At 65.3% G+C, this 23,798-nt stretch carries 31 protein-coding genes; 13 read left to right on the top strand and 18 right to left on the bottom strand.

What is annotated here, in order from left to right; genetic code table 11:
• Nucleotides 1-348: 348 nt before the first annotated feature.
• The 7 genes from grxD to AC4D6D_RS15280 form a co-directional block, all read right to left on the bottom strand.
• Complete coding sequence (grxD, locus tag AC4D6D_RS15310) at nt 349-678, bottom strand: Grx4 family monothiol glutaredoxin (protein WP_147219469.1); 330 nt, start codon at nt 676-678, stop codon at nt 349-351.
• A gap of 28 nt (nt 679-706) precedes the next feature.
• Nucleotides 707-940: a BolA family protein gene (locus AC4D6D_RS15305; RefSeq protein WP_147219470.1), complete on the bottom strand. Its 234-nt coding sequence runs from the start codon at nt 938-940 to the stop codon at nt 707-709.
• 18 nt (nt 941-958) lie between these two features.
• On the bottom strand, nt 959-1,276 hold the full coding sequence (locus AC4D6D_RS15300) for a DUF1476 domain-containing protein (protein WP_147219471.1): 318 nt from the start codon (nt 1,274-1,276) through the stop codon (nt 959-961).
• 108 nt (nt 1,277-1,384) lie between these two features.
• Complete coding sequence (gene leuD, locus AC4D6D_RS15295; RefSeq protein ID WP_491325957.1) at nt 1,385-1,984, bottom strand: 3-isopropylmalate dehydratase small subunit; 600 nt, start codon at nt 1,982-1,984, stop codon at nt 1,385-1,387.
• Entirely contained in the window at nt 1,984-2,148 is a 165-nt protein-coding gene (locus AC4D6D_RS15290) for a hypothetical protein (protein WP_021232333.1), read from the bottom strand. The genes leuD and AC4D6D_RS15290 overlap by 1 nt, the downstream gene beginning before the upstream one ends.
• 7 nt (nt 2,149-2,155) lie before the next feature.
• Nucleotides 2,156-3,589, bottom strand: a complete 1,434-nt coding sequence (gene leuC, locus AC4D6D_RS15285) for a 3-isopropylmalate dehydratase large subunit (RefSeq protein WP_491325956.1) — start codon at nt 3,587-3,589, stop codon at nt 2,156-2,158.
• A 115-nt stretch (nt 3,590-3,704) separates the two neighbouring features.
• Entirely contained in the window at nt 3,705-4,079 is a 375-nt protein-coding gene (locus AC4D6D_RS15280; RefSeq protein WP_147219474.1) for a hypothetical protein, read from the bottom strand.
• Nucleotides 4,080-4,378: 299 nt separating this feature from the next.
• On the opposite strand from AC4D6D_RS15280, the gene AC4D6D_RS15275 reads away from it, so the two are divergent.
• Nucleotides 4,379-4,900, top strand: a complete 522-nt coding sequence (locus AC4D6D_RS15275) for a sterol desaturase family protein (RefSeq protein WP_491325955.1) — start codon at nt 4,379-4,381, stop codon at nt 4,898-4,900.
• Between the two features lie 7 nt (nt 4,901-4,907).
• Here the strand turns inward: AC4D6D_RS15275 and AC4D6D_RS15270 are convergent, their stop codons facing one another.
• Together AC4D6D_RS15270 and AC4D6D_RS15265 are read right to left on the bottom strand one after the other, a co-directional pair.
• Nucleotides 4,908-5,267, bottom strand: coding sequence for a YbaN family protein (locus tag AC4D6D_RS15270; RefSeq protein ID WP_147219476.1), 360 nt, complete (start codon nt 5,265-5,267; stop codon nt 4,908-4,910).
• Nucleotides 5,264-5,695: a SufE family protein gene (locus AC4D6D_RS15265; RefSeq protein ID WP_491325954.1), complete on the bottom strand. Its 432-nt coding sequence runs from the start codon at nt 5,693-5,695 to the stop codon at nt 5,264-5,266. The genes AC4D6D_RS15270 and AC4D6D_RS15265 overlap by 4 nt, the downstream gene beginning before the upstream one ends.
• Before the next feature lie 102 nt (nt 5,696-5,797).
• Here AC4D6D_RS15265 and AC4D6D_RS15260 point away from each other — a divergent pair, with 102 nt between their 5' ends.
• Complete coding sequence (locus tag AC4D6D_RS15260; protein WP_491325953.1) at nt 5,798-7,828, top strand: NAD(+) synthase; 2,031 nt, start codon at nt 5,798-5,800, stop codon at nt 7,826-7,828.
• A 10-nt stretch (nt 7,829-7,838) separates the two neighbouring features.
• Here the strand turns inward: AC4D6D_RS15260 and AC4D6D_RS15255 are convergent, their stop codons facing one another.
• The 8 genes from AC4D6D_RS15255 to AC4D6D_RS15220 form a co-directional block, all read right to left on the bottom strand.
• A complete protein-coding gene (locus AC4D6D_RS15255; protein ID WP_491325952.1) occupies nt 7,839-8,522 on the bottom strand; it encodes a head GIN domain-containing protein in 684 nt (227 codons plus the stop codon).
• A gap of 180 nt (nt 8,523-8,702) precedes the next feature.
• Nucleotides 8,703-8,942, bottom strand: coding sequence for a hypothetical protein (locus AC4D6D_RS15250; RefSeq protein ID WP_147219480.1), 240 nt, complete (start codon nt 8,940-8,942; stop codon nt 8,703-8,705).
• Nucleotides 8,939-9,277 carry a hypothetical protein gene (locus tag AC4D6D_RS15245; RefSeq protein WP_491325951.1) on the bottom strand — a complete coding sequence of 113 codons (339 nt, stop codon included), beginning with the start codon at nt 9,275-9,277 and terminating at the stop codon, nt 8,939-8,941. The genes AC4D6D_RS15250 and AC4D6D_RS15245 overlap by 4 nt, the downstream gene beginning before the upstream one ends.
• A gap of 18 nt (nt 9,278-9,295) precedes the next feature.
• Nucleotides 9,296-9,580, bottom strand: coding sequence for a hypothetical protein (locus tag AC4D6D_RS15240; protein WP_491325950.1), 285 nt, complete (start codon nt 9,578-9,580; stop codon nt 9,296-9,298).
• Nucleotides 9,577-9,861, bottom strand: coding sequence for a hypothetical protein (locus AC4D6D_RS15235; RefSeq protein ID WP_491325949.1), 285 nt, complete (start codon nt 9,859-9,861; stop codon nt 9,577-9,579). Before AC4D6D_RS15235 ends, AC4D6D_RS15240 begins: the two co-directional genes overlap by 4 nt.
• Before the next feature lie 33 nt (nt 9,862-9,894).
• Nucleotides 9,895-10,299, bottom strand: a complete 405-nt coding sequence (locus AC4D6D_RS15230; RefSeq protein WP_147219483.1) for a PspC domain-containing protein — start codon at nt 10,297-10,299, stop codon at nt 9,895-9,897.
• A 137-nt stretch (nt 10,300-10,436) separates the two neighbouring features.
• The gene (gene pspA, locus AC4D6D_RS15225) at nt 10,437-11,270 is read right to left on the bottom strand and encodes a phage shock protein PspA (RefSeq protein ID WP_491325948.1); all 834 of its coding nucleotides are present in this window, start codon (nt 11,268-11,270) and stop codon (nt 10,437-10,439) included.
• Nucleotides 11,267-11,467 (bottom strand): hypothetical protein, encoded by a 201-nt coding sequence (locus AC4D6D_RS15220; RefSeq protein WP_491325947.1) that lies wholly within the window; start codon nt 11,465-11,467, stop codon nt 11,267-11,269. Before AC4D6D_RS15220 ends, pspA begins: the two co-directional genes overlap by 4 nt.
• A 159-nt stretch (nt 11,468-11,626) precedes the next feature.
• On the opposite strand from AC4D6D_RS15220, the gene pspF reads away from it, so the two are divergent.
• The 11 genes from pspF (at nt 11,627) to rbfA (ending at nt 22,200) form a co-directional block, all read left to right on the top strand.
• Nucleotides 11,627-12,694, top strand: coding sequence for a phage shock protein operon transcriptional activator (gene pspF / locus AC4D6D_RS15215; protein ID WP_491325946.1), 1,068 nt, complete (start codon nt 11,627-11,629; stop codon nt 12,692-12,694).
• 157 nt (nt 12,695-12,851) lie between these two features.
• Nucleotides 12,852-13,361, top strand: a complete 510-nt coding sequence (locus AC4D6D_RS15210) for a LuxR C-terminal-related transcriptional regulator (RefSeq protein WP_491325945.1) — start codon at nt 12,852-12,854, stop codon at nt 13,359-13,361.
• Nucleotides 13,362-13,447: 86 nt separating this feature from the next.
• Nucleotides 13,448-13,747 (top strand): hypothetical protein, encoded by a 300-nt coding sequence (locus tag AC4D6D_RS15205; protein ID WP_147219634.1) that lies wholly within the window; start codon nt 13,448-13,450, stop codon nt 13,745-13,747.
• A 42-nt stretch (nt 13,748-13,789) separates the two neighbouring features.
• On the top strand, nt 13,790-14,293 hold the full coding sequence (locus AC4D6D_RS15200) for a hypothetical protein (RefSeq protein ID WP_491325944.1): 504 nt from the start codon (nt 13,790-13,792) through the stop codon (nt 14,291-14,293).
• Nucleotides 14,293-14,640, top strand: a complete 348-nt coding sequence (locus tag AC4D6D_RS15195) for a JAB domain-containing protein (RefSeq protein WP_491325943.1) — start codon at nt 14,293-14,295, stop codon at nt 14,638-14,640. The genes AC4D6D_RS15200 and AC4D6D_RS15195 overlap by 1 nt, the downstream gene beginning before the upstream one ends.
• 396 nt (nt 14,641-15,036) lie before the next feature.
• Nucleotides 15,037-15,597, top strand: coding sequence for a ribosome maturation protein RimP (gene rimP / locus AC4D6D_RS15190; RefSeq protein ID WP_491327258.1), 561 nt, complete (start codon nt 15,037-15,039; stop codon nt 15,595-15,597).
• A gap of 3 nt (nt 15,598-15,600) precedes the next feature.
• Entirely contained in the window at nt 15,601-17,220 is a 1,620-nt protein-coding gene (nusA, locus tag AC4D6D_RS15185) for a transcription termination factor NusA (RefSeq protein WP_147219489.1), read from the top strand.
• The gene (locus AC4D6D_RS15180) at nt 17,201-17,929 is read left to right on the top strand and encodes a DUF448 domain-containing protein (protein ID WP_491325942.1); all 729 of its coding nucleotides are present in this window, start codon (nt 17,201-17,203) and stop codon (nt 17,927-17,929) included. The genes nusA and AC4D6D_RS15180 overlap by 20 nt, the downstream gene beginning before the upstream one ends.
• A gap of 23 nt (nt 17,930-17,952) precedes the next feature.
• Nucleotides 17,953-20,745: a translation initiation factor IF-2 gene (gene infB / locus AC4D6D_RS15175; protein ID WP_491325941.1), complete on the top strand. Its 2,793-nt coding sequence runs from the start codon at nt 17,953-17,955 to the stop codon at nt 20,743-20,745.
• A gap of 436 nt (nt 20,746-21,181) precedes the next feature.
• Complete coding sequence (locus AC4D6D_RS15170; protein ID WP_491325940.1) at nt 21,182-21,715, top strand: DUF1697 domain-containing protein; 534 nt, start codon at nt 21,182-21,184, stop codon at nt 21,713-21,715.
• Between the two features lie 89 nt (nt 21,716-21,804).
• A complete protein-coding gene (rbfA, locus tag AC4D6D_RS15165) occupies nt 21,805-22,200 on the top strand; it encodes a 30S ribosome-binding factor RbfA (protein ID WP_147219493.1) in 396 nt (131 codons plus the stop codon).
• Nucleotides 22,201-22,212: 12 nt separating this feature from the next.
• Here the strand turns inward: rbfA and AC4D6D_RS15160 are convergent, their stop codons facing one another.
• Nucleotides 22,213-23,688: a DUF1963 domain-containing protein gene (locus AC4D6D_RS15160; protein WP_491325939.1), complete on the bottom strand. Its 1,476-nt coding sequence runs from the start codon at nt 23,686-23,688 to the stop codon at nt 22,213-22,215.
• Between the last annotated feature and the right edge of the window lie 110 nt (nt 23,689-23,798).

Raw genomic sequence — 23,798 nt, 5'->3', positions numbered from 1 at the left:
ACCGCGAGTTTGCGCGGCAGGACGGGAGAGGCAAGGGGAATTGTGTCAATGGACAGTCGTATTGCGAAGTATCGTGACTGTCGGGATACTTTACAATCGTCCCGCTGCTGTGGGCCGGACCAATCCCTGAAAGAACGTAATTCCGCAGGAAACCGGGAAATGGCACGGCTCGTGCTTATGGGATAACGTACCCCGAGAGAAGTCTCGACCGAGACGGGGCCGAATGTCTCCCGGCCCCGTCTCTCCCGAGCCGCCCGGCACCTTTACCTTCCATACGAAAAGGCGCCCGAGGTTCCCCACGAGCGCCTTTTGGCATTCCGTTCGATCAGGCTGCTCAGCCCTAAGGATTTAACCCTGGGTGGCGAGGCCGGTATCGATGAAGAGCTGGTGCAGTTCACCGGCTTCGTACATTTCCATCATGATGTCGCTGCCGCCGACGAATTCGCCCTTCACGTAGAGCTGCGGGATCGTCGGCCAGTCCGAATAGGCCTTGATGCCCTGGCGGATGTCCATGTCCTGAAGCACGTCGACGCTCTCGTAAGGGGCGCCGAGCTGTTCGAGGATGGCGATGGCGCGGCTGGAGAAGCCGCACTGCGGGAACAGCGGGGTGCCCTTCATGAAGAGGACGATGTCGTTGTTCTTTACAATCTCGTCTATACGGGCGTTGGCGTCGGACATTTCAGTTAAACCTTTGGCTGTACCGACATCAGTTGGGGACGGCGGTGGTGAGTTGCAAGGCGTGGAGCACGCCGCCCATGCGGCCGCCCAGCGCTTCGTAGACCATCTTGTGCTGGGCGACGCGGGGCTTGCCCGCGAAGGCGGCGCTGGTGACGCGCGCGGCATAGTGGTCGCCGTCTCCGGCAAGGTCGGTGATCTCGACCACGGCGTCGGGCAGGGCGGCGCGGATCATCTCTTCGATTTCGCTGGCTGGCATGGCCATGGGAAAAGTTCCTTGAATTCAGCCGAGGAAAGCGCGGCGGGCTTCGACCTGCTTGGCTTCCAGGGCGGCGCGGATCTCTGGTTCGGAGGCATCGACACCGGCGGCGATGAGGTCGCCCAGCAGCTTGCGGATCACGTCCTCGTCACCGGCTTCCTCGAAGTCGGCCTGGACGACGGCCTTGGCATAGGCTTCGGTTTCGGCGTGAGAGAGTCCCATGCGCTCGGCAGCCCATTCGCCCAGCAGGCGGTTGCGGCGCGCCTGGATGCGGAACTGGGTGTCGGCGTCATGCACGAACTTCGCTTCTTCGGCGCGCTCGCGATCCTGGAAACTCGTCATCGGATACCCTCGGAATAGGACTTCACCCTGCCGATAGGGGGCGAAGCGGGCGGGGGCAATGCCGTTTTGTGCACCCGTCCCGGATCCTGTCCGGGACGGGTGGCGATTTCAGATGGTCGCGGGCGTCTTCGCCAGGAAGGGCAGAGCGTCGCGCGCCTTGGCTTCATGGGTCGAGATCGCATCGTCCTGCGCCATGGTCAGGCCCACTTCGTCGAGACCGCCGAGCAGGCAGTGCTTGCGGAAGGGATCGATCTCGAAGCTGTAGCGGTCCTGGAAACGGGTGGTGACGGTTTGGGTCTCCAGATCGATCTCAATCGGATCGGTCTGGGCCACTTCCATCAGTCGGTCGATCGCTTCCTGCGGCAGGGCCACGGTAAGGATGCCGTTCTTGAAGGCATTGCCCGAGAAGATGTCCGAGAAGCTCGGCGCGATCACGCTGGTCACGCCCATGTCGAGCAGCGCCCAGGCGGCATGTTCGCGGCTGGAGCCGCAGCCGAAGTTGTCGCCCGCGATCAGGATCGGTGCGCCGGAGAACTCGGGGTTCTCGAAGACGTTGCCCTCTTCCTTCTTCACCGCCTCGAACGCGCCCTTGCCCAGACCTTCACGGGTGATGGTCTTGAGCCAGTGCGCCGGGATGATGACGTCGGTATCGACGTTCTTGCGGCCGAACGGGATGGCCCGTCCGGCAACGTGGGAGATCGCCTTCATCAGTCGGTCTCGGGGGCCTGTTCGGGGTGCAGCGGCTTTTCGTTCTGGCGGGCCTTGCGGCGCTTCACGAAGAGCAGGGCAGCGGCGATCGCGGCGGAACCGATGGCGGCACCGGCAGCGAGAGCGGCCTTTCCGGCCAGGTTGTTTTCCGAATCGTTCGACATGTCTTGCTTATCCTACCAGTTCGCGGACATCGGTGAGCCTGCCGGTCACCGCGGCGGCGGCGGCCATGGCGGGGCTCATCAGGTGGGTGCGGCTGCCGGGGCCCTGGCGCCCGGTGAAGTTGCGGTTGCTGGTCGAGGCGCAGCGCTCGCCCGCCGGAACCTTGTCGGGGTTCATCGCGAGGCAGGCCGAGCAGCCCGGCTCGCGCCATTCGAGGCCCGCTTCGATGATGATCCTGTCGAGACCCTCGGCCTCGGCCTGCGCCTTCACCAGGCCGGAGCCGGGGACGACGATCGCCCACTTGACGTTGTCGGCCTTGTGGCGACCCTTGAGCACGGCGGCGGCGGCGCGGATATCCTCGATGCGGCTGTTGGTGCACGAGCCGATGAAGACGTTCTGCACTTCCACTTCGGTCAGCTTCGTGCCGGGCGTCAGGCCCATGTAGTCGAGGCTGACCTTGACGGCGTCTCGCTTGGAGGCGTCGGCGAAGTCTTCCGGTGCGGGAACGACGCCGCCGATCGCCGAGGTGTCCTCGGGGCTGGTGCCCCAGGTGACGGTCGGCTGGATATCCTCGGCGCGGATCGCGACGGTCTTGTCGAACGTCGCGCCCTCGTCGGTGGCGAGGCTCTTCCACCAGGCGACGGCCTTGTCCCAGTCCTCGCCCTGCGGCGCATAGGGACGGCCTTCGACATAGGCGAAAGTCGTCTCGTCAGGGGCGATCAGGCCGGCGCGGGCACCGCCCTCGATCGCCATGTTGCAGACGGTCAGACGGCCCTCGACGGACATTTCCTCGAAGACATTGCCGCGGAACTCGATGACATAGCCGGTGCCGCCTGCGGTGCCGATCACGCCGATGATGTGGAGCACCACGTCCTTGGGGGTGATCCCGGCGCCGAGCTTGCCGTCGACGCGGACCTCGAAGCTCTTCGACTGCTTGAGCAGCAGGGTCTGGGTGGCGAGCACATGCTCGACCTCGCTGGTGCCGATGCCGAAGGCCAGTGCGCCGATGCCGCCATGGCAGGCGGTGTGGCTGTCGCCGCAGACGATCGTGGCGCCGGGCAGCGAGAAGCCCTGCTCGGGGCCGACGACGTGGACGATGCCCTGCTCGGCATCGGTGGCGTCGATGTAGCGGATGCCGAATTCGGGTGCGTTCCGCTTCAGCGCGGCCAGCTGCTGGGCGCTTTCGGGATCGGCGATGGGCAGCACGTGCCCTGCGGCATCCTTGCGCGCCGTGGTCGGCAGGTTGTGGTCGGGAACCGCGAGGGTAAGATCGGGACGGCGCACCGGACGACCGGCCACGCGTAGGCTTTCGAAGGCCTGCGGGCTCGTCACTTCGTGCACGAGGTGACGGTCGATATAGATGAGGCTGGTTCCGTCGTCGCGCGTGTCGACGACGTGGGCGTCCCAGATCTTCTGGTACAGGGTGCGCGGTTTCGTGGTCATGGTGAAAGCGCGATTAGGCGCGCCGGACCCGCAATTCAAGGGGAACCGGCACGCCTTTTCGCGCAACTTTATTCGCTATGCGGTCAACTGTGGCTTCATCGGCGAGCGAGCCGGATCAGCGGCGATGGTTGTTCCGATCGTTGCGCTCGGCCTTCAATGCGGCGTGAACGCGGTCGATACGGACCTGGAGGGTCTGGACCTCGCGGGCGGTCAGGCCGCCGCGGGCGTAAGTGGCGTGGAGGCGCTGGATCTGGCCGACTTCGCCGCGCAGGCGTCCGGCTTCGCGCTGGCTGATCGTGCGGCGGGCAGCGGCGCGGTCGATCTGGCCGCGCAGGGCACCGATGTCGGCACGGATGCGCGCTTCGCGATTCGGGGTGATGCGGGCGGCTTCGCGGTGCGGCGCGGCAGCTTCGGCGATGCCGGGTGCGACGGCCGAGAAGCCGAGCGCGGCAACCAGGGCGGGAGCGATGAAACGGGCGATCTTGCGCATGGGACTTTTCCTTCTCTTTACCGGCGTTTGTTCCGTGCATTCAGATTTAAGCCGGCAAACATGAACGAGAGAAGACTCGGAGGTCACAGTCCTGTCGGCATTTGTAACTAAGTGTCGCGGAGTTGGCGATGTAGAGCGCGAATGCGACCCGACGGGAGAGGGCGCCTGAAAGATAAGAGGAATGCAGGGCAGCCGTGCACCACCCCCGCGTCGTCGCGGCTGCATCTGCATTCCCGATCTTTCCTCCCCCTGATATACCGGCGCCTGACATTCCGGCCGCGAAGGTCTAGAAGGTGGCCATGTCATTCCTGTCTGCCGCCCTGATCGTGCTCGCTTCCGCCGCCGCGATGGAATTCGTCGCCTGGGCGAGCCACAAGTACGTCATGCATGGCTTCGGCTGGGCATGGCACCGCGACCATCACGAGCCGCATGACAACCTTCTCGAAAAGAACGATCTCTACGCCCTGATCGGCGCGGCCATCAGCATATCGATGTTCGCGGTTGGTTCGCCGCTGGTCATGGGTGTTCAGGCCTGGGAGCCGGGGACCTGGATCGGGCTGGGCGTGCTGCTCTATGGTGTGATCTACACGCTGATCCACGACGGCCTCGTGCACCAGCGCTATTTCCGATGGGTGCCCAAACGCGGCTATGCCAAGCGACTCGTGCAGGCGCACAAGCTCCATCATGCGACGATCGGCAAGGAGGGCGGGGTGAGCTTCGGCTTCGTCGTCGCGCGCGATCCCGCGGTGCTCAAGCAGGAACTGCGCCGTCAGCGCGAACAGGGTATCGCCGTGCTGCGCGAGGCCGTGGAGGAGCGCTGAGCGCGCGTTACTCCGCCCGCGTCCAGATCCACGGGCCGATCACTGCCAGCACCCCGGCCGGGATCAACACCCAGGGCCAGCCGACCGTGAACCACGTAAACGGAATCGAAGCCGTCATCGCCAGAATCGCGGAGACCTTGCCCTTGCGGCTGATCGCCCGCCGGTCGCGCCAGTCGCGCAAGTGGCGTCCGTGGGTGGGGTGGTTGTAGAGCCGCTCGGCCCATTCGGGATGGCTCTTGCCGAAGCACCAGGCGGCCAGCAGGTAGAACACCACGGTCGGCATGACCGGCAGGAAGATGCCGATCGTGCCCAGCGCGACGAAGAACAGCCCCGCCGCCAGCCAGAGAGGGCGGCTGGCCTTCTTCATGCGGCTCCGGCGCTTCCCGCATCTTGCGCATAACGCGCCGCCGTCTCGCGGATCAGCGCGATCATGTTCGGCACGCCCTGCGTCCGGTTGGACGAGAGCTGGTTCTTGAGGTCGAAAGGCGCCAGTTCGGCGGCAATGTCGGTCTGCGCCACTTCGGCGGCGGGCTTGTCCTGCACGGCGGAGATCACCAGCGAGACGATGCCCTTGGTGATCGCCGCGTTGCTGTCCGCCAGGAAGTGCAGCGTGCCGTCCTCGCGCGCCATCGGATAGACCCATACGCTGGCCGAGCAGCCGCGCACTTTGGTCGCGTCCGTCTTCAGCGCGTCGGGCATGGGATCGAGTTCGGCACCGAGGCCGATCAAGAGGCGATAGCGTTCATCGCCTTCGGAAAACTCGTATTCTTCGCGGATGTCGTCGAGGCTGCGCATGACCTGCCATTTAAGCGCGGCGCGGGGGAGGGCAAGGGGAAGTTGCCTCCGGCTCTCGATCCTGTCAGGGATTTGCCCATGAGTGCACATCCCTTTTTCTCCATGCACGAACACGGCTTCGTGCGCGTCGCCACCTCCACGCCCAAGGTCCGCACCGCCGATGTCGCCTTCAATCGCGACGCCGTGCTGGCAGAGGCGCAGCGCGCGCATGAGGCGCATGTCGACCTGCTGGTCTTCCCCGAACTGTGCCTCTCCTCCTACGCCATCGACGATCTGCACTTGCAGGCGGCGATGATCGAGGCGGTGGAAGCGGCCGTGGCGGAGATCGTCCAGGCCAGTGCCGATCTCTCGCCCGTGCTGCTGGTCGGCGCGGCGCTGCCGCACAAGGGACGGCTCTATAACTGCGCGCTCGCTATCGCCCATGGGCGGCTGCTGGGGGTGGTGCCCAAGTCCTACCTGCCCAACTACCGCGAATTCTACGAAAAGCGCTGGTTCGCCAGCGGCAAGACGCTGAAGGGCCAGACCATCCGCGTGAACGGGCAGGAGGTGCCCTTCGGCGTCGATCTGGTCTTCGCCTCCGAAGTGCTGCCGAATTTCCGCTTCTTCATCGAGATCTGCGAGGACATCTGGGCCGCCACCCCGCCCAGCTCGCACGGCGCGCTCGCCGGGGCGACGATCCTGTGCAACCTCTCCGCCTCCAACATCGTCATCGGCAAGTCGGACGAGCGGCACTTGCTCTGCCGCTCGCAATCCGCCCGTGCCACGGCGGCCTACATCTACTCGGCGGCGGGGCACGGCGAGAGCACGACCGACCTTGCCTGGGACGGGCAGGGCATCGTCTACGAACTGGGCGACCTGCTGGCCGAGAGCGAGCGCTTCTCACTGGAGGCGGAACTCTGCATCGCCGACATCGACGTGGACCGCATCGTGATGGACCGGATGCGCGTGCCCACCTTCAACGACGCGGCCGAAGTGGCGGGCAATCCCGACGAGACGTTCCGCACCGTGCGCTTCCGCCATGCCCCGGCAGGCGGGGATATCGGCCTGATTCGCCCGGTCTCGCGCTTCCCCTTCGTGCCCTCGCGCGCCGACAAGCTGGATGCCGACTGCTACGAGGCGTTCAACATCCAGGTCGACGGCCTGATGCGCCGCATCGAGGCCACGGCCGCCAAGTCGATGGTGATCGGCATCTCGGGCGGGCTCGATTCGACCCACGCCCTGATCGTCGCCGCGCGCGCCTGCGACCGGCTTGGCCTGCCGCGCACGTTCATCCGCGGCTATACGATGCCCGGCTTCGCCACCAGCGACGGTACCAAGTCCAACGCCTGGAAGCTGATGAACGCCGTCGGTATCACCGCCGAAGAGATCGATATCCGCCCCACGGCGACGACGATGCTCCAGAACATCGGCCATGCCTTCTCGAATGGAGAACCCGTCTACGACGTGACGTTCGAGAACGTGCAGGCAGGCCTGCGCACCGATTACCTGTTCCGCCTTGCCAACCAGCACGACGGCTTCGTGATCGGCACGGGGGACTTGTCCGAACTGGCGCTCGGCTGGTGCACTTACGGTGTCGGCGACCAGATGAGCCACTACACGGTCAACGCGGGCGTGCCCAAGACGCTGATCCAGTACCTGATCCGCTGGTGCGCGACGACCGACCAGTTCGGCGCCGAGACCGAGGAGGTGCTGCTCGCCATCCTTGGCACCGAGATTTCGCCCGAACTCGTGCCTGCGGGCGCGGACGGCGCGATCCAGAGCACCGAGGCGAAGATCGGGCCTTACGAGCTGAACGACTTCTTCCTGCACCACATCGTGCGCTTCGGTCAGAAGCCGTCGAAAGTCGCCTTCCTGGCGCTCCACGCCTGGCGCGAGGCGGCGGCCGGATCGTGGCCCGCCGGTTTCCCGGAAGACCGCAAGAACGAATACGACCTCGCCACGATCCGTTCCTGGCTGGAGAAGTTCCTGCGGCGCTTCTTCGCTTTCAGCCAGTTCAAGCGCTCGGCCGTACCGAACGGGCCGAAGGTCTCCTCTGGCGGTGCCCTCAGCCCGCGCGGAGACTGGCGTGCGCCGTCCGACGCCAGCGCGGCGGTGTGGCTGGCGGAACTGGATGCGAAGGTGCCGAAGGGCTGACTATCTGCTGTCAGCCGCAGCGAATCGTGCCGGTGCCTTTCTGGTCGATCACGCATTGCGGGCTGCCCTTCACATCGATCGAGCCGCTCCCGCGCGTATTGATCCGTGCGGTGCCGGATGCTTCCGCACGGATCGAGGCGGAGCCGGTCATGTCTATCGTCAGATCCTGGGACTGCAATGCGCGGGTGTCGATGTCGCCCGAGCCGCGAACGGAAAGCCTGGTGTCCTTCGCCCGGCCGGTCGCTCTGGCTGCGCCCGAGCCGGTCTGACGGATTTCCACGAGGTCGGCATCCACGCCGTTAAGGAAGAGAGCGCCGGAACCGCGCATGCTTCCCAGGAATTGCGGGCCGGTCACTTGCGCTATTTCGACAGAGCCCGAGCCGGATATCGTCACAGCCCGAAGCGCCGCTGCCGAAACCGTCACGGTCGCGCCTTTGTCTCGCCAGTTACCGGGCTTGCGATCGATGTAGAGAACGCGATCCTTCACTTCGATACGAAGTGCATCCAGTGCACGGGGGGCCCCTGTGGCGATGGCAAAGGGCGCTTCGCCGGGAACGACCTTCACACGGTCCGAACCGCGCGTGTGAATGGCGTCGAAAGCGCTGACCGGAAACTGACGATCGGCTTCCTGGGCATGGAGCGGGGCAATCGAGAGAGCGGCCATGACGGGAAGGGGCAGAAGGCGTTTGAACACGTCGTTCCTCCTTGAAAGGAATGCTCTGTCGATGTCATTCGGCAGGAGGGTGCGCGAGTGAAAATCATGTCATTTCAGAGATATTGAGAATGAAAACTTATTCTCGCGCAACGTTTCCGGTTTTATCTATCACGGTCATGCATTTCGAAAGATCTTCGTCCGGCACGACACTTCGTCAAGTCAGTCGCGCAGCGATTCGATCTCGCGCGCGAGGTCCTTTTCGCGGCGGTCGTCGGTGGCGATGCGTTCGAGCACGGCGATGCGCTTACGCAGGTTCTCGACTTCGCTTTCCAGTTCGTGCTCGCGCTCGCTGTGGCCGTCCAGCCGGAAGCCCGGCTTTTCGCCGCGCAGCTTCTGCGCGCGCAGCCAGGTGATCGAGGCGATCGCGAAAATGACGACGACGGCAGTCCAGAAACTCATTGCGTCACCTCGTTCCAGGCCCCGGCGCGGGCTTCCCGCAGGCTCTCGATCTGGCGGGCTACATCATAACCCTGATCGGTGACAATCCGCTCCACGCTGGCGAGGCGGTCCTTGATCGCGCCGATCTCGGCGCGAAGCTGGGCGTTCTCCTGTGTCAGCAGCTGGACGCGGGCCTGCGCCTCGTTGTCCTTGGGATAGACCGCCTTGCCCCAGGAATTCTCCAGCGGATAGCCGTGGCGCATGCGCAGCCAGTTGTTGAAGATCCAGCCGCCGATGCCCAGCGCCGTGGCGGTGACCAGCACCGGCGAGAGTACTTCGAGCGTTGCGTAATCCATGTCGGTCTGCCCCCCTGTTCAGTTCGCGCGCGGCTCGCCATCGGTGGCGCGCAGCGATTCGATCTGGCGCGCGGTGTCCCAGGCGCCGTCGGTGATGATGGTTTCGAGCGCGCGCAGGCGGTTCTCGATCCCGGCGTTGTGGGTCGCGTACTGCGCCGCCTTCTCGGCCGTCTGGCCCGCCGCGATCTCCAGCTTGCGTTCGAGAAAGGCGAGGCGGCGCTTGTAGACCCCGGCGAGGATGGCGACGATGGCGATCATCGCGCCCATCACGGCGGTCAGCCCCATGAAGTCCCCGAAGCTCACTGGCGGGTTTCCTTCGCCTGCTCCCCGGCTTCCACATCGCGGGTGTCGCGAAGCGCCTCGATCTGGAGGGCGGTGTTGTAGCCGCCGTCGGTGATGATCCGTTCCAGCACCCGCACGCGCTCTTCGAGTTCGCGGGAGTGAGAGGCGTACTGCGCGGCCTTCTCGGCGGTCGCCGTCACCTGTAGTTCGGCCATCCGGCGCTGGTGCCGCGTCCAGATCGCGAAGCCCGCGATCATGAAGGGGGCCAGCGGAATGAGGAGGGCGAGAGTGTGCGAGTCCATCTTGGGTGTGTCCCTGTTACCCGTGGCTGCGGTTTAGCGCAGGCTGTCGATTTCGGCGGCGAGGCGTGAATTGCTGCTGGTATAGTGGGCTTCCATCTCGGCGACGCGGCGGTCGATGTCCGAGAGTTCGCTGCGCAGGCGGCCGGAACGGTTCGGCGCCGAACGCATGAGACCATAGCCTTGGCGATTCCTGCGGCGTTCCATGCGGCGCAGCAGGCGCTCTTCCTCGGCTTCGCTGTAAAGGCTCATCGGCCGCTTGTCCGCCATGAGGGCGACCGCGATGTAGATCGGGATCGTCACGAAGGAGACGAAGAAGGTGAGCAGCACGGCTGCGATGCGAATCCAGAGCGTGTCGACCCCGGTGTAGTCGGCAATGCCGGAGCAGACGCCGGCGAGCTTGGCGTTCGACTTGTCGAGATAGAATTGTCCGCGTGACACTGGCTTTCCCTTTCCCTGAGAGAGGCGCCGACTCAGGCCGGGCCTCTCTTTCGACTGGTCGGGTCGTAAGACCCGCATTCCCGGTCATGGCCCTACGCGGGCGGCATGCACCTGCCGGGATGCCAGGTGCGCCGCTGTTATTCCGCCTTGCCCGCGCTCATGGCGCGCTTCATCTCGGCAAGTTCGGCATCGATCGTGTCGCCGTCCTGGAGCGCGGCGATTTCGTCGGCGAGCGTCGGCTGGCGATTGTCGCCCAGGCTCATCGCCTCGGCACGGCCCTCGGCATAGTCGACGCGCCGTTCGAGCTGGTCGAAGCGTACCAGAGCCTCGTCCACGCGCTCGCTCGACAGCAGGGTGCGCAGTTTGACGCGATTCTCGGCGCTCTGCAAGCGAGCGGCAATCGACGACTGGCGGCTGCGGGCCTCGCGCAGACGGTTCTGGAGCTTCTCGATGTCCTCCTCGTAAGCGCGCAGGGCATCGTCGAGCACGGCGATCTCGGCGCGAAGCTGCTCGGCCATGTCGGCGGCCTTCTTCTTTTCGAGCAGGGCGGCGCGGGCGAGGTCCTCGCGGTCCTTGCTGAGCGCGAGCTGGGCCTTGTCGCTCCAGTCGTGCTGAAGCTGGTCCAGCTTGCCGACGTGGCGGCGCAGTTCCTTCTGGTCGGCGATGGTGCGCGCGCTGCTGGTGCGCACTTCGACGAGGGTTTCCTCCATCTCCAGGATGATGAGGCGGATCATCTTGCCGGGATCTTCGGCCTTGTCCAACATGTCGTTGAAATTGGCGGCGATGATGTCGCGGGTGCGGGAGAAGATACCCATCCTGGCGGTTCCTTTGATCGAGGTGGGATTGAACTTGCGGGCCGGGCTGAAGCGGGAAGCACCGGTATCGAACGGGCGGGCGCGTCCAGGCTGGAAAGCCGGAGCGTCCTGCGCCGATCCTTGCAGGATTTCGATTTCCGCGTCGAGCCTGCTCACTGGAGCGGCGCTCCGCAAACGGGCGCGGCGGCGTGGGCCGGCGGGGCGATCCGGTCGCTCAGAGCGACGAGGTTGAGCGTGCCCATCGCCAGCACGGCGGCGATGATCGCCCAGTCGAGCTTGCTGCGCTCGCGGGTCGAGCCGGGCTGCTTGCTCTGGTGGCTGCTGGCTACGAAGCTGGCGTTCTGGAAGGACATCGTGGTGTTCCTCTGTCGGATCTCGTGAATTTGCCCAAGTCATCGCAAGGGGCGTGCCAATTTCAGAAAGGTACGGATTTTCGCGATTTCAGAGGTTTGTTGGCGCGGCGCTGAAAAGATGAATTGCCAATGAATGGGAAATTTCGCTAATATTTGGGAATGGAGAGAGATGTTCAGTTCATCGGCCAGTCCACTGCCTTCCTCGATGCGGTGGAGCGGGCCAGTCGGGCGGCTGCGGTGCGGCGTCCGGTGCTGGTCATCGGCGAGCGCGGGACCGGCAAGGAGTTGATCGCCCAGCGGCTCCACCATCTCTCCCCGCGCTGGGGCGAGCCACTCATCACCATGAACTGCGCCGCCTTGCCGGAGACCCTGATCGAGGCGGAACTGTTCGGGCACGAGGCAGGGGCCTTCACCGGCGCGGTGCGGGCGCGGGCGGGGCGTTTCGAGGAGGCGGACCGGGGAACGCTGTTTCTCGACGAACTCGGCACCCTGTCGATGGCGGCGCAGGAGCGGCTGCTGCGCGCGATCGAATATGGCGAGATCGCGCGGATCGGCGCCTCGCGCCCGGTTCAGGTGGACGTGCGCGTGGTCGCCGCCACCAATGCCGACCTGCCGCGCATGGCTGAGGAAGGCACGTTCCGCGCCGACCTGCTCGATCGGCTCAGTTTCGAGGTCATCAACCTGCCGCCGCTGCGGGCGCGGGAGGGGGACGTCTACGAACTGGCCGACTACTACGGGCGGCGCATGGCGAGCGAACTGGAGTGGGGCACCTGGCCGGGCTTCTCCGCTGCGGCGATGGCGGTGCTGGACGCCCATGACTGGCCGGGCAACGTGCGCGAACTGCGCAATGTCGTGGAGCGGGCGGTCTACCGCTGGGCCAACGAATACGAAGCGATCGCCGAGATCGTCTTCGATCCCTTCGAAAGCCCGTGGAAGACAGCAACTGCGGCAGCGGCGCCGGAGCGCGTCCGGCAGGTGCCGGTTGCCGCGCCTCAGGCTCCCATGTCCATGCCGACCGGGGTATCCTCGTTGTCCGGGCTGGGGCTTCGCGAATCCGTGGAGGCCTACGAGCGCGGATTGCTGGTCGAGGCGCTGGGCCGGCATCGCTGGAATCAGAGGCGCGCGGCCGGGGCGATCGGGCTGACGTATGACCAGTTGCGCCATTGTATGAAAAAACACCGCCTTTCGGAAACCGAAAGGCGTTCCGAAGGCGATACTTCCGCCTGATTTCTCTGGTCAAGTGGCGGTAAACAATAAGGATTAAGGCGGCCTTAGGGAAACCTCCGAAGCGGTTTTCTCTATAATTTCTCCTAGAGAGATTTGCCGTTATAGTGCACGGCAGGCGCGAATGAGGGCCGATGTGCGAGATATAACCGACACTTCCGTGGCGACAGAGCTGTTGGAAAACCTGACGGTCAAGCAGGTCGAGGTGCTCGACCTGCTGCTGATGCATCGCACCACCAAGGAAATCGCCCGCGAACTCGGTATTGCGCCCAATACCGTCGACCAGCGCATCAACGGCGTGCGGGACAAGTGGGGAACCGTCAACCGCAAGGATACGGCCCGCCTCTACGGCCAGCTTCTCGAACTATGTGGCAAATCCACATATGGCTTTTCCCGTGTCGACGCCGGGCCGGATGAGGGGGAAGAGAGCGACCAGGACTTGTCGGTCGATCCGGTCTTCGTTCTTTCCGATGCCCGCCCCATGGCTCCCATGGTCGGGCATCCGGAATGGTTCGATACCCGGATCGCACAGCCGGCGGGCCTGGAGGCATTCGATGCGAAGTTCGGAAGGGCAGGGCGCGTAGGAGCGGTTTTCGTACTGGCGTTGATCATGGCGGTGACCCTTGCGGCCACCCTGGCGATCGCGGAAACGCTGGGAAAACTGCTCTAGGGCGCCATGGCTCCCCTAACATCGAGTGCCTTCATCTCGGATTTTCCCCGTGGGAGGCGACGAATATGACACCGGATATTGTCGGAATGCGGATCACCCGGAGCATCCAGTCGGTCGAGAAGGACATGGATGAGCTTCTCGCCAAGGCCAGCGAACTCATGGTCGAGATCGCGCGCGGTCGGTTGGCGATCGTCGAGAACGCCCATAGCACCCAGCGGCCGATGGCCCGCGTGGCGGCCATGCAGCGCAGCCTGATCGAGGCGCGCTCGGAACTGGTGCGGGCGCACAGCGACCTGTCGAAGCTGGCCGAGACCATGGATATTCCCATCCGCTGCCCGGACAAGGCCGAGGACGAGCACGAAGTGCTGGCCGAACTGGCGGCCTGATACGCGGCCAAATTCGCGGTCGGTTCGAAGTGGGATATGCCTTTGGGAAATGTTGAACAGCTTGCTTTCTTCCTGCTGCTCGCGGTGGCGATCGCTCTTGCCTTTTGGCAGGGCGGCGCGCCCGAGCGCTGGGGGGCTGGGGTCATCCTGGCGATGGTCCTGCTCCAGGCGGGAGGAGAAAGCCTGCTGCCCAGCGGTTTCAGGAGTGTCGACCCCTCTTCGCTCATGACCGATGTCGTGGGGACGGCCGGGTTCGGCACTCTCGCTCTTCAGGCCCGGAGGATATGGCCGCTATGGGCAACCTCGTTGCAGCTGCTCAGCCTGAGCGCGCACTTCGCGCGGTGGGCGGATATCGGCATTCCGCCGACGGTCTACGCGGTGATGCGGGGAACGCCCACGTTCCTGGCGCTCTCGGCGATTGCACTCGGTACGATCCTGCATGTCTGGCGCAGGCGGCGGCATGGCAGCGATCCCTCGTGGCAGGACTGGTCCCGGGTTGCACTCGGGTGCGGCCCCTATCGAGGAGTGTCCTCGAGACCCTGGTAATGCATCTCGGGTGCCTGCGCCGCGAGGTGATGCTGGAATTGCCCTTCGACGCCGAAGGGCGGCTGATCGGCCAGGTGGCCTGCACGACGGGTTGCGAGGCGGCGATCCGGGCGGGTTGCCGGTCCGTATTGAAACGCGTGCTGGAGCAGCGGGCCGTGGGTCTGGTGCTCGTGCACAACCATCCTTCCGGCGATCCGCAGCCCAGTCGGGCGGACGTGATCGCCACGCGGCGGCTTGCGGCCATGTGCGCAGCCTCGCGAATAGAGCTCCACGACCACCTGGTGGTTGGTGGACGCAGTGCGGTCTCCATGCGACGGGCCGGACTGCTGAGTCGCGGCGTGACGTGACTCCTAAACTTACCGGCAGGCGGTCCGTCCGCCGCCGGACGCAGGCCGGGCGAGCACCCCCCCCCACCCGAACACTCGCCCGGCCTGCTTTTTTGTCCAAACCGACTTTTGGACCGGAACGGGCGTCCGCTCGTTTTCCTTAGGGGCTTCCTTGAGTGCGCCGCCGCAAGCCTTTGATGATGCCGAAGGCGTGCCGGGCAAGGGCTTGGGTCGTTTTGTCCGGCGGCAAACACGGCGCCAGACTCCTCTCTTGCTTTTTACCGGCGATGCGCTTATTTGCGCCTCATCCCGACATTGGTGAAACAAGGTTCGGGCTGGCGCCGGAAGGGGCCGGCGCGAAACTGCGTGGCACCGAATGTCGCTTGCAGCATCATGAAACGCACCGGAGAACTGGGCTTGGCCGACATCGCACGCATCACCGAAGTCATCGAACCTGAGGTCAAGGCCCTGGGATTCGACCTCGTGCGCGTGCGAATCTTCGGCAAGAGCGAAGTCGGCGACGATGAGATCGCGCTCCAGATCATGGCCGAGAACCCGGCGACGGGTCAGCTGGTGATCGAGGACTGCGTGAAGCTCTCGCACCGCATTTCCGATCGCATGGACGCGCTGGAAGAAGCCGGTGACGTGCTGATCGAGGAAGCCTATCGTCTCGAAGTCAGCTCGCCGGGCATCGACCGCCCGCTGACCCGCCCGAAGGACTATGCCAACTGGGCCGGTCACGAGGTTAAGGTGAACCTGACGGAGCCGGTGGACGGAAACCGCAAGGGCCTGACCGGTGAGCTCGTCGGTATCGACGGCGACCAGGTCACGGTCGACGACAAGAAGTCCGGCCGGGTCTCGTTCCCGCTGAACATCATTCATTCCGCAAGGCTGGTCCTCACGGACAAGCTGATCGCCGCAACCCGCCCGCTGGACGTCAGCGGGGCCGACGAGATTGTCGAGGAACAGGAAGACTAAGCCATGGCCAGTGCGATTTCCGCCAACCGCGCCGAGCTGCTCGCGATCGCGAACTCCGTCGCTTCGGAGAAGATGATCGACAAGTCGATCGTCATCGAGGCGATGGAAGAAGCCATCCAGAAGTCGGCCCGCAACCGTTACGGTGCGGAAAACGACATTCGCGCGAAGCTCGATCCGCGCACCGGCGACTTGCGCCTGTGGCGCGTCGTCGAAGTGGTCGAGCATGTCGAGGACTACTTCAAGCAGGTCGACCTCAAGCAGGCCGAGAAGCTCCAGAAGGGCGCCGCGATCGGCGACTTCATCGTCGATCCGCTGCCTCCGGTGGACCTCGGTCGCATCGATGCGCAGTCGGCCAAGCAGGTGATCTTCCAGAAGGTCCGCGATGCCGAGCGTGACCGGCAGTACGAGGAATTCAAGGATCGCGCGGGTGAAGTCATCACCGGCGTCATCAAGTCGGTCGAATTCGGCCACGTGATCGTCAACCTCGGCCGCGCCGAGGGCGTGATCCGCCGCGACCAGCAGATCCCCCGCGAAGCCGCTCGCGTCGGCGAGCGCGTCCGCGCGCTGGTCCTGCGCGTCGAGCGCCAGAACCGCGGTCCGCAGATCTTCCTTTCCCGCGCTCATCCGGACTTCATGAAGAAGCTCTTCGCGCAGGAAGTGCCCGAAATCTACGACGGCGTGATCGAGATCAAGGCCGCTGCCCGCGATCCGGGCTCGCGCGCCAAGATCGGTGTGATCAGCAACGATCACTCGATCGACCCGGTCGGCGCCTGCGTCGGCATGAAGGGTAGCCGCGTCCAGGCCGTCGTGCAGGAACTGCAGGGCGAGAAGATCGACATCATTCCCTGGAGCGAAGACACCGCGACCTTCGTCGTCAACGCGCTCCAGCCCGCGACCGTCAGCCGCGTCGTCATCGACGAGGAAGAAAGCCGCATCGAAGTCGTCGTTCCCGATGACCAGCTGTCGCTGGCGATCGGCCGCCGCGGCCAGAACGTGCGCCTTGCCTCGCAGCTGACCGCCTCGCAGATCGACATCATGACCGAGGCCGAGTCCTCGGAGAAGCGCCAGAAGGAATTCACCGAGCGCTCGAAGATGTTCGAGGAAGAGCTGGACGTCGACGAGACCCTTTCGCAGCTGCTGGTGGCCGAAGGCTTCAGCGAGCTGGAAGAAGTCGCCTATATCGAGCTGAACGAACTGGCCGCGATCGAGGGCTTCGACGAGGAACTCGCCGAGGAACTCCAGAGCCGTGCCCAGGAAGCGCTGGATCGCCGCGAAGAGGCGAGCCGCGAAGAGCGCCGCGCCCTTGGCGTGGAAGATGCGCTGGCCGAACTGCCGCACCTCAACGAGGCGATGCTGGTGGTTCTCGGCAAGGCGGGCATCAAGACGCTCGACGACCTGGCCGATCTGGCCACCGACGAACTGATCGCCAAGAAGCGTTCGGAACAGCGCCGCCGCGACGGTTCGGTGAACCGCCGTGCGCGTGACGAAGACAAGGGCGGCGTGCTCGGCGAGTACGGCCTGAACGAAGAACAGGGTAACGAAATCATCATGGCAGCCCGCGCCCACTGGTTCGAAGACGAACCGGCAACCGAGGAGGCCGCCGATGCGGAATCCTCGCAATGAGCGCGTAAGCTCCGACATCGACGGCACCGGTCCGGAGAGGAAATGCATTCTCTCCGGAGAGACCGGTGCGCGTGAAGACTACATCCGTCTGGCGATCTCGCCGGACGGATTGGTCTTACCCGACATCCACGCGCGTGCCCCCGGGCGCGGCGCGTGGATCGGCGTTTCTCGTTCGGACCTTGAAATTTCGCTCGATAAGGGCAAACTAAAGGGATCGCTGGCGCGCGCCTACAAAGGCGCCGCGCTCACGATCCCGGAAGACCTCGCCGACCGGATCGAACAGGCGCTGATCCGCGCGCTGACCGATCGGCTGGGCCTCGAACTGAAATCGGGCAAGCTCCTCATGGGGTCCGACCGGATCGCGCAGAACGCGCGTGAAGGCCGGGTCACTTGGCTTGCCCATGCCGCCGATGCGAGCGAAGACGGCTCGCGCAAGCTCGACCAGGCCTGGAGAGTCGGGAGCGAGGCGGAAGGAAGCGGTCTCAAGGGCACACGCTTGCCTCTGGACCGAGAGACGCTGTCTGTGGCATTGGGCCGCGACAACGTCGTTCACCTGGCGCTCAACGATCGCGGCTCGGCCAAACGAGTCGCGGCGCAGTTGCAGCGCCTTCTGCATTTCCAGGGGCAGCCCCGCGCCGAGGCGGACGGGGACGGTATGGATGGTGGCACCGGACCGGCGCATCGCGCTGCGCCGGCGGCGACGAATTGAGATCGAAGGGCACGACGAGAGATATGAGCGAGACCGACAACAAACCGACTCTGGGCCGCAAGCCTTTGGGGCTTAAGCGTTCCGTGGAAGCGGGTGAGGTCAAGCAGACCTTCAGCCATGGCCGGACCAACAAGGTCGTGGTCGAGGTGAAGCGCCGCAAGGTGCTCGGCAAGCCCGGTTCCGAGGGTGCCGTCGAGGCCGCTCCGGCTCCGCAGGCGCCCGCGCCGCAGGCTGCCGCACCGCAGCCGGCGCCGCAACGCCCCGCGCCGCCGCCGGCTCCGGCGCGCCGCCCGATTCCCTCGAACGAGACGCCGCAGGAGCGAGTCGCTCGTCTTCAGCGCGAGGCCGAGGAAGCCCGACTCGCCGCGCTCGAAGAAGCGAATCGCCGTGAGCATGAGGAAAAGGTGCGCGCTCTCGAGGAAGAGAAGCGCCGCGCCGAAGAAAATCGCGCCCAGGAAAGCAAGCGCGTGGAAGAAGAGGCTGCTCGCGCGGCCGAAGCTCAGGCCGCACAGGAAGCCCCTGCCGCTGCCCCGGAAGCGCCCGCTGAAGCACCTGCCGAGGCCGCTGCTCCGGCAGCTCCGGCAGCCGTTGCCGAAACGCCTGCACCTGCTGCCGAGGCTCCCGCAGCCGAAGCGCCTCCCGCCAAGGCTCCGGTTGCCGCTGCACCCGTGGCCGCTCCGGCGCCCGCGCCGCGCCGCTTCACCCCGGTCGCGCGCCCTCAGCCGGTGCGCAAGCCCGAGGCTCCCGCTGCCGCTCCGGCAGCTCCGGCCTCGGCTCCGGCTGCTGCAAGCCCCACCGCGCCGGCCGCCAATACCGGCGGTTCCACCGCGCCCAAGGCACCGGCCGGCGTCAAGAAGACCAGCGCTCCGCCGCCGCGCAGCACCCCTGAGCGTGACCGCAAGGGCGGCGACCGCCGTCAGTCGGGCAAGCTCACAGTCAACCGTGCGCTGAACGACGACGAGGGCGCCCGCGCCCGTTCGCTCGCCGCGCTCAAGCGTGCCCGCGAGAAGGAACGCCGTGCGCACTTCGGCGGCCAGTCGCAGCAGCGCGAGAAGCAGGTCCGCGACGTGATCGTCCCTGAGGCGATCACCGTGCAGGAACTGGCGAACCGCATGGCCGAAAAGGGCGCCGACCTGGTGAAGGCGATGTTCAAGATGGGCATGATGGTCACCGTCAACCAGACGATCGACCAGGATACCGCCGAACTGCTCGTCACCGAATTCGGTCACAACATCCAGCGCGTTTCGGACAGCGATGTCGACATCGATACCTCGGTGGACGTCGATGCACCCGAAACCCTGAAGTCGCGTCCGCCTGTCGTCGCCATCATGGGCCACGTCGACCACGGCAAGACCTCGCTGCTCGATGCCCTGCGCGGCACCGACGTGGTGAAGGGCGAAGCCGGCGGCATCACGCAGCACATGGGCGCCTACCAGATCAAGACCAAGGGCGGCGATCTCGTCACCTTCCTGGATACGCCGGGCCACGCCGCCTTCACGCAGATGCGTATGCGCGGTGCCAACGTGACCGACATCGTGATCCTGGTGGTCGCCGCCGACGACGGCATCATGCCGCAGACGATCGAGGCCATCAATCACACCAAGGCCGCCGGCGTGCCGATGATCGTGGCGATCAACAAGATCGATAAGCACGAAGCCAATGCCCAGCGCGTCCGCGAGCGTCTGCTTGAGCACGAGGTCGTCGTCGAGGCGATGTCGGGCGACGTGCAGGACGTCGAAATCTCGGCCAAGACCGGCAAGGGTCTGGACGAGCTGATCGAGAAGATCCTGCTCCAGGCCGAACTCATGGAGCTGAAGGCCAACCCCGACCGCGAGGCCGAGGCGACCGTGATCGAAGCCAAGCTCGACAAGGGCAAGGGTCCGTTGGCGACCGTGCTGGTCAACCGCGGCACCCTGAAGGTCGGCGACATCCTCGTCGTCGGCACCGAAAGCGGCCGCGTACGTGCGATGCTGGACGACAAGGGCCGTCAGGTGAAGGCGGCGCCGCCGTCGATGCCCGTCGAAGTGCTCGGTATCGGCGGCGTGCCGATGGCCGGCGATCTGCTGACCGTGGTCGAGAGCGAGCAGCGTGCCCGCGAGGTCTCGTCCTACCGTCAGGAACAGGCGACCGCCAAGCGCACTGCCACGGCACCCGCCAGCCTCGACACGATGTTCTCGGCACTGGCTGCCAAGCAGAACGTCATCGAGTATCCGGTGGTGGTCAAGGCGGACGTGCAGGGTTCGGTCGAGGCGATCAACGCCGCGCTGCACAATCTGTCGAACGACGAGATCAAGGTGCGCATCCTGCATTCGGGCGTGGGTGCCATCACCGAGACCGATGTGGCCTTGGCTTCGGCCTCGGGTGCGCCGATCGTCGGCTTCAACGTCCGTCCGAACGCCAAGGCGCGCGAGCAGATCGCGAAAACCAAGACGCCGATGATGTACTACGACGTCATCTACGAACTGACCGCAGAGGTCGCCAAGCAGATGGCCGGCATCTGGGGTCCCGAGCGGATCGAAACCGTCGTCGGCCGCGCCGAAGTCAAGCAGGTCTTCCCGGCCGGCAAGCGCGACAAGGCGGCAGGTCTGCTGGTGGTCGAAGGCTACATCCGCAAGGGTCTCAGCGCGCGTCTTACCCGCAACGACGTCATCGTTTCGGCGACGACGATCTCCTCGCTGCGCCGCTTCAAGGACGACGTGGACGAAGTGCGCGCCGGTCTGGAATGCGGTGTCGTGCTGGCCGACACGAACGACATCAAGGCGGGCGACCACCTCGAAGTCTTCGAAGTCAGCCACCGCGAACGTACCGTCGGCTAAGGCGTTACCCAGACACAGGAACGAGGGCCATCGCCGGAGACATCCGGCGGTGGCCTTCTTCTTTCCGGGCATGTGGATCGCGTGTCAGGAATTTAAACGGAATCCCGCGTGGTGGCACGTTCATGGCTGTCCTGTCGCAACGGCGACGGAAAGGACGATGATGTCATGTGAGCACGGAAATCGTGGTAATGCTGGTTCTCGGCGGAGCGACCTTTCTGGTCGCACTTCTGCAACTGCTGGTGAAGCTGATCGAGCTGAGCCGCCGGTAAGGCGCCGATAGTCGGTAAGGAGGCTGGCGCTGCAACGTCAGTCTCCGATAGAGCCGATCTCTAACAAGAAAACGGGCCCGGATGCTGCAACACCCAGGCCCGGACGGTGATGTGAAAACGTCTACCGTGGTAGGCCAATCATACATTCACCTCCCGGAATTTTCAAGATGACCCGCTACTGTGCCTTTTTCGAATCCCTGACCGTTCGCGGCGATCGTCTGTCGATGGCGGATCTGCGCTATGCCTTCGAGCGCGAGGAACTGGAGAATGCCGAGACGGTGATCTCCAGTGGCAATGTCCTGTTCGATTACGAGGATCGGCCGAGCGAGGGTCTGGAAGACCTGCTGGCCTATCTGATGCGCGACCGGTTCGACTTGAAGGCTTTCGTCGCGGTGCGTACACGCGAGGAAATTCGCGCGGCGGTGGAGGCGAACCCGTTCGCGGGGGAGAGCGGCGACAGCTTCGTTCACACCGTGCTGCTTTCGGGTCAGCCGGATCATGATCGGTTCGACCGGCTCGTGGCCGATCACGGTTCGCTGGGCGGCGAGCGTCTGGCGCTGGGCACGCGCTGCCTGTTCGTGGACTATGCCCGTCCGCCTGCGGAGAGCCTGCTGACGATGGAGTTCATCGAAAAGCGCCTCGGCTGCCGCGGTACGGCGCGCAATGTGCGCTCGCTGGCGCGGATCGTCGCCAAAATGTGAGAAAACGGTGTATCAAACCGGACCGTAGCGGTCCGGAGCCGTAATCACGTGTTGCAAAATGCGGTGATCCGCCCACATGGGACAAAGCCATGGTACGTCAGCAAGTCACGCCCGAACAGCACTCCGTCCGCCTCCTGAAGGTGGGTGAGCAGGTGCGTCACGTCCTTTCGGAAATCCTCACGCGCCAGCAGGTCCACGACGCGACGCTGAGCGCGCATTCCGTGTCCGTTACCGAAGTGCGGATGACGCCCGATCTGCGCATGGCCACGGTCTACGTGAAGCCGCTGCTGGGCGAGGACGAGGAAGGGGTGCTCAAGGCGCTGCGCACGCATACAGCCTTCTTCCAGCGCGAGGTCGCGCAGCGGCTGAAGCTCAAGTTCGCCGCCAAGATCCGCTTCCTTCCGGACGAGACGTTCGACGAGGCGAGCCGCATCGATGCCCTGCTCAACGATCCGCGCGTGAAGCGGGATCTCGAGGAGGATTGAGGGTTATCGCAGTCAGCCGCTCTCGAAGGTCAGGCTGACGCGATCCCAGCGGCCCTGCGCGAGATCGGCCGGGCTGATCCGGAACCGGTAGAGCCGGGACCCGTCCCAGTCCCATCCCATCATGTCGTCCTGAGCGAGTTGCAGAAGCAGCACCTCGGCGCGGCGATCGGGATTGCCGAACATGCCGTGCTGGTGACGACCCGCCAGTCGGTATCCGGCGTTGATGCGCGCCAGTTCCGCATCGCCGACGTGCGCCAGCGCTTCCGGCGGGCCGGAAATCATCGCGCGCAAGGTGAAAGTCGCCAGTTCGGGCAGGTCTTTCGGAGCATAAGCCCGCACGAGGTCGGCGCAGTCGCGTTCGACATGGGCGAGAACATCGCGAAGCACGGCGAACTCGTCCTGCGTCAGCACGCCCCATGGCTCGCGCTCTTCGGTGAAGTGGTCCATCGCCGCCGAGACCCGCGCCAGCGCATCGTACTGGGCTTTGTGCTCGCGCAGCCGGGCGTCCTCGCGGTCGAGCGCGCGCTGGGCGGTCTCGAGCAGCAGGGGTGTCGCCGCCGGATCGGCGCCGAGCAGTTCCAGATCCTCGCGCGCGTCGCTGGTGCGGGCCTTGCGCCGGCCGGTGAGGCGCGAGGCTTCATGAAGTGCGAGGCGATAGCAATCCGCAAGATGGATGACGCCGTGCCACCAGATCCGCTCGACCGGTTCGGCTGCTGCCAATGGACCGTCGCGTGGCGGATAGCGGCGTGCCAGCCACGCCGAGATTGCTTGCGCCGCCGTGCCTTCGCTTCCCGGCAGTTGCTCAGGCACGTCGACGGCGAAAGCCTCTACCGGCCAGAACGGGAAGAAACCATGTCCGAAGTCTTCGGGCGGGCTGGTGAAATCGTGATTCCCCGCAGGCACCGGAACCACCGCGCCGGAGCCGAGGAAGAACGCCAGCGAGCCGGTGCGCGGCAATGGCGCTTCGGGGCAGGTCCGGGCGATGTCCGCGAGATCGATCTGCGCGGCGAAAGGCAGTGCCGTCCCGTCGCGGCCGCGCGGCCAGGGGGTGTCTCCCAGTCTGGGCAGACCGCCCAGCCAACTGAGGTCGTCGAACCAGTCGCGCGTGCGCTGCCGTGGTTTGCGGACCAGCACGACCGGGCGCGGCATCGGCGCATCGGCGGTTCGCGATCCGCCGATACGGTGTTCCTCGGGTAGCGGCTCCGGTCGCCAGACCGGGCCGGGCAGGGGCGATGCGTTTTGGTGGCGGCCAAGGCGCAAGGGCAGCGCCAGCACCGGCAGGCAGAGCAGGGCGCCCAGCACCAGTGGCCCGGCGACCGCACCTTTATAGCCGAGGATCGCGACGAGACCGGCCGCCCCGCCGTCGAGAAAGCGCGCCGTCTCTCGCCAGGAAGCATCGGCGGAAGGCGTGAGCGGGGCATCGATGACGTAGCCGGAAACCAGTCCGGCCAGCGTGACGATCACGGCGACGGCGATCCACCTCTTCATGCCCAACTCCCCGCCAAGCTCTCACGAACCCGCGGGATTAGATAACGGCACGCGGTTTCATTCAAGCGGGGACAATCGCCGCAGGCGCGGTGCGGGGCGGCATGGGGCGT

This window comes from Novosphingobium sp. BF6 (genome assembly GCF_058273105.1).
The sequence above is the reverse complement of the archived record's forward strand: the minus strand, read 5'-3'. Positions and strand labels throughout refer to the sequence as shown.

What these genes read in the sequence shown, in the direction of transcription:
- AC4D6D_RS15245 (WP_491325951.1), bottom strand. Translation starts at nt 9,277, where the DNA reads ATGGATTACGCAACGCTCGAAGTACTCTCGCCGGTGCTGGTCACCGCC.
- leuC (WP_491325956.1), bottom strand. Translation starts at nt 3,589, where the DNA reads ATGACCACGAAACCGCGCACCCTGTACCAGAAGATCTGGGACGCCCAC.
- grxD (WP_147219469.1), bottom strand. Translation starts at nt 678, where the DNA reads ATGTCCGACGCCAACGCCCGTATAGACGAGATTGTAAAGAACAACGAC.
- AC4D6D_RS15300 (WP_147219471.1), bottom strand. Translation starts at nt 1,276, where the DNA reads ATGACGAGTTTCCAGGATCGCGAGCGCGCCGAAGAAGCGAAGTTCGTG.
- pspF (WP_491325946.1), top strand. Translation starts at nt 11,627, where the DNA reads ATGGAGAGAGATGTTCAGTTCATCGGCCAGTCCACTGCCTTCCTCGAT.
- AC4D6D_RS15160 (WP_491325939.1), bottom strand. Translation starts at nt 23,688, where the DNA reads ATGAAGAGGTGGATCGCCGTCGCCGTGATCGTCACGCTGGCCGGACTG.
- AC4D6D_RS15235 (WP_491325949.1), bottom strand. Translation starts at nt 9,861, where the DNA reads ATGGACTCGCACACTCTCGCCCTCCTCATTCCGCTGGCCCCCTTCATG.
- AC4D6D_RS15265 (WP_491325954.1), bottom strand. Translation starts at nt 5,695, where the DNA reads ATGCGCAGCCTCGACGACATCCGCGAAGAATACGAGTTTTCCGAAGGC.
- AC4D6D_RS15220 (WP_491325947.1), bottom strand. Translation starts at nt 11,467, where the DNA reads ATGTCCTTCCAGAACGCCAGCTTCGTAGCCAGCAGCCACCAGAGCAAG.
- leuD (WP_491325957.1), bottom strand. Translation starts at nt 1,984, where the DNA reads ATGAAGGCGATCTCCCACGTTGCCGGACGGGCCATCCCGTTCGGCCGC.
- AC4D6D_RS15205 (WP_147219634.1), top strand. Translation starts at nt 13,448, where the DNA reads ATGCGGATCACCCGGAGCATCCAGTCGGTCGAGAAGGACATGGATGAG.
- nusA (WP_147219489.1), top strand. Translation starts at nt 15,601, where the DNA reads ATGGCCAGTGCGATTTCCGCCAACCGCGCCGAGCTGCTCGCGATCGCG.
- rbfA (WP_147219493.1), top strand. Translation starts at nt 21,805, where the DNA reads ATGGTACGTCAGCAAGTCACGCCCGAACAGCACTCCGTCCGCCTCCTG.
- AC4D6D_RS15195 (WP_491325943.1), top strand. Translation starts at nt 14,293, where the DNA reads ATGCATCTCGGGTGCCTGCGCCGCGAGGTGATGCTGGAATTGCCCTTC.
- AC4D6D_RS15290 (WP_021232333.1), bottom strand. Translation starts at nt 2,148, where the DNA reads ATGTCGAACGATTCGGAAAACAACCTGGCCGGAAAGGCCGCTCTCGCT.
- AC4D6D_RS15305 (WP_147219470.1), bottom strand. Translation starts at nt 940, where the DNA reads ATGGCCATGCCAGCCAGCGAAATCGAAGAGATGATCCGCGCCGCCCTG.
- AC4D6D_RS15180 (WP_491325942.1), top strand. Translation starts at nt 17,201, where the DNA reads ATGCGGAATCCTCGCAATGAGCGCGTAAGCTCCGACATCGACGGCACC.
- infB (WP_491325941.1), top strand. Translation starts at nt 17,953, where the DNA reads ATGAGCGAGACCGACAACAAACCGACTCTGGGCCGCAAGCCTTTGGGG.
- AC4D6D_RS15170 (WP_491325940.1), top strand. Translation starts at nt 21,182, where the DNA reads ATGACCCGCTACTGTGCCTTTTTCGAATCCCTGACCGTTCGCGGCGAT.
- AC4D6D_RS15275 (WP_491325955.1), top strand. Translation starts at nt 4,379, where the DNA reads ATGTCATTCCTGTCTGCCGCCCTGATCGTGCTCGCTTCCGCCGCCGCG.
- AC4D6D_RS15280 (WP_147219474.1), bottom strand. Translation starts at nt 4,079, where the DNA reads ATGCGCAAGATCGCCCGTTTCATCGCTCCCGCCCTGGTTGCCGCGCTC.
- AC4D6D_RS15260 (WP_491325953.1), top strand. Translation starts at nt 5,798, where the DNA reads ATGCACGAACACGGCTTCGTGCGCGTCGCCACCTCCACGCCCAAGGTC.
- AC4D6D_RS15250 (WP_147219480.1), bottom strand. Translation starts at nt 8,942, where the DNA reads ATGAGTTTCTGGACTGCCGTCGTCGTCATTTTCGCGATCGCCTCGATC.
- AC4D6D_RS15270 (WP_147219476.1), bottom strand. Translation starts at nt 5,267, where the DNA reads ATGAAGAAGGCCAGCCGCCCTCTCTGGCTGGCGGCGGGGCTGTTCTTC.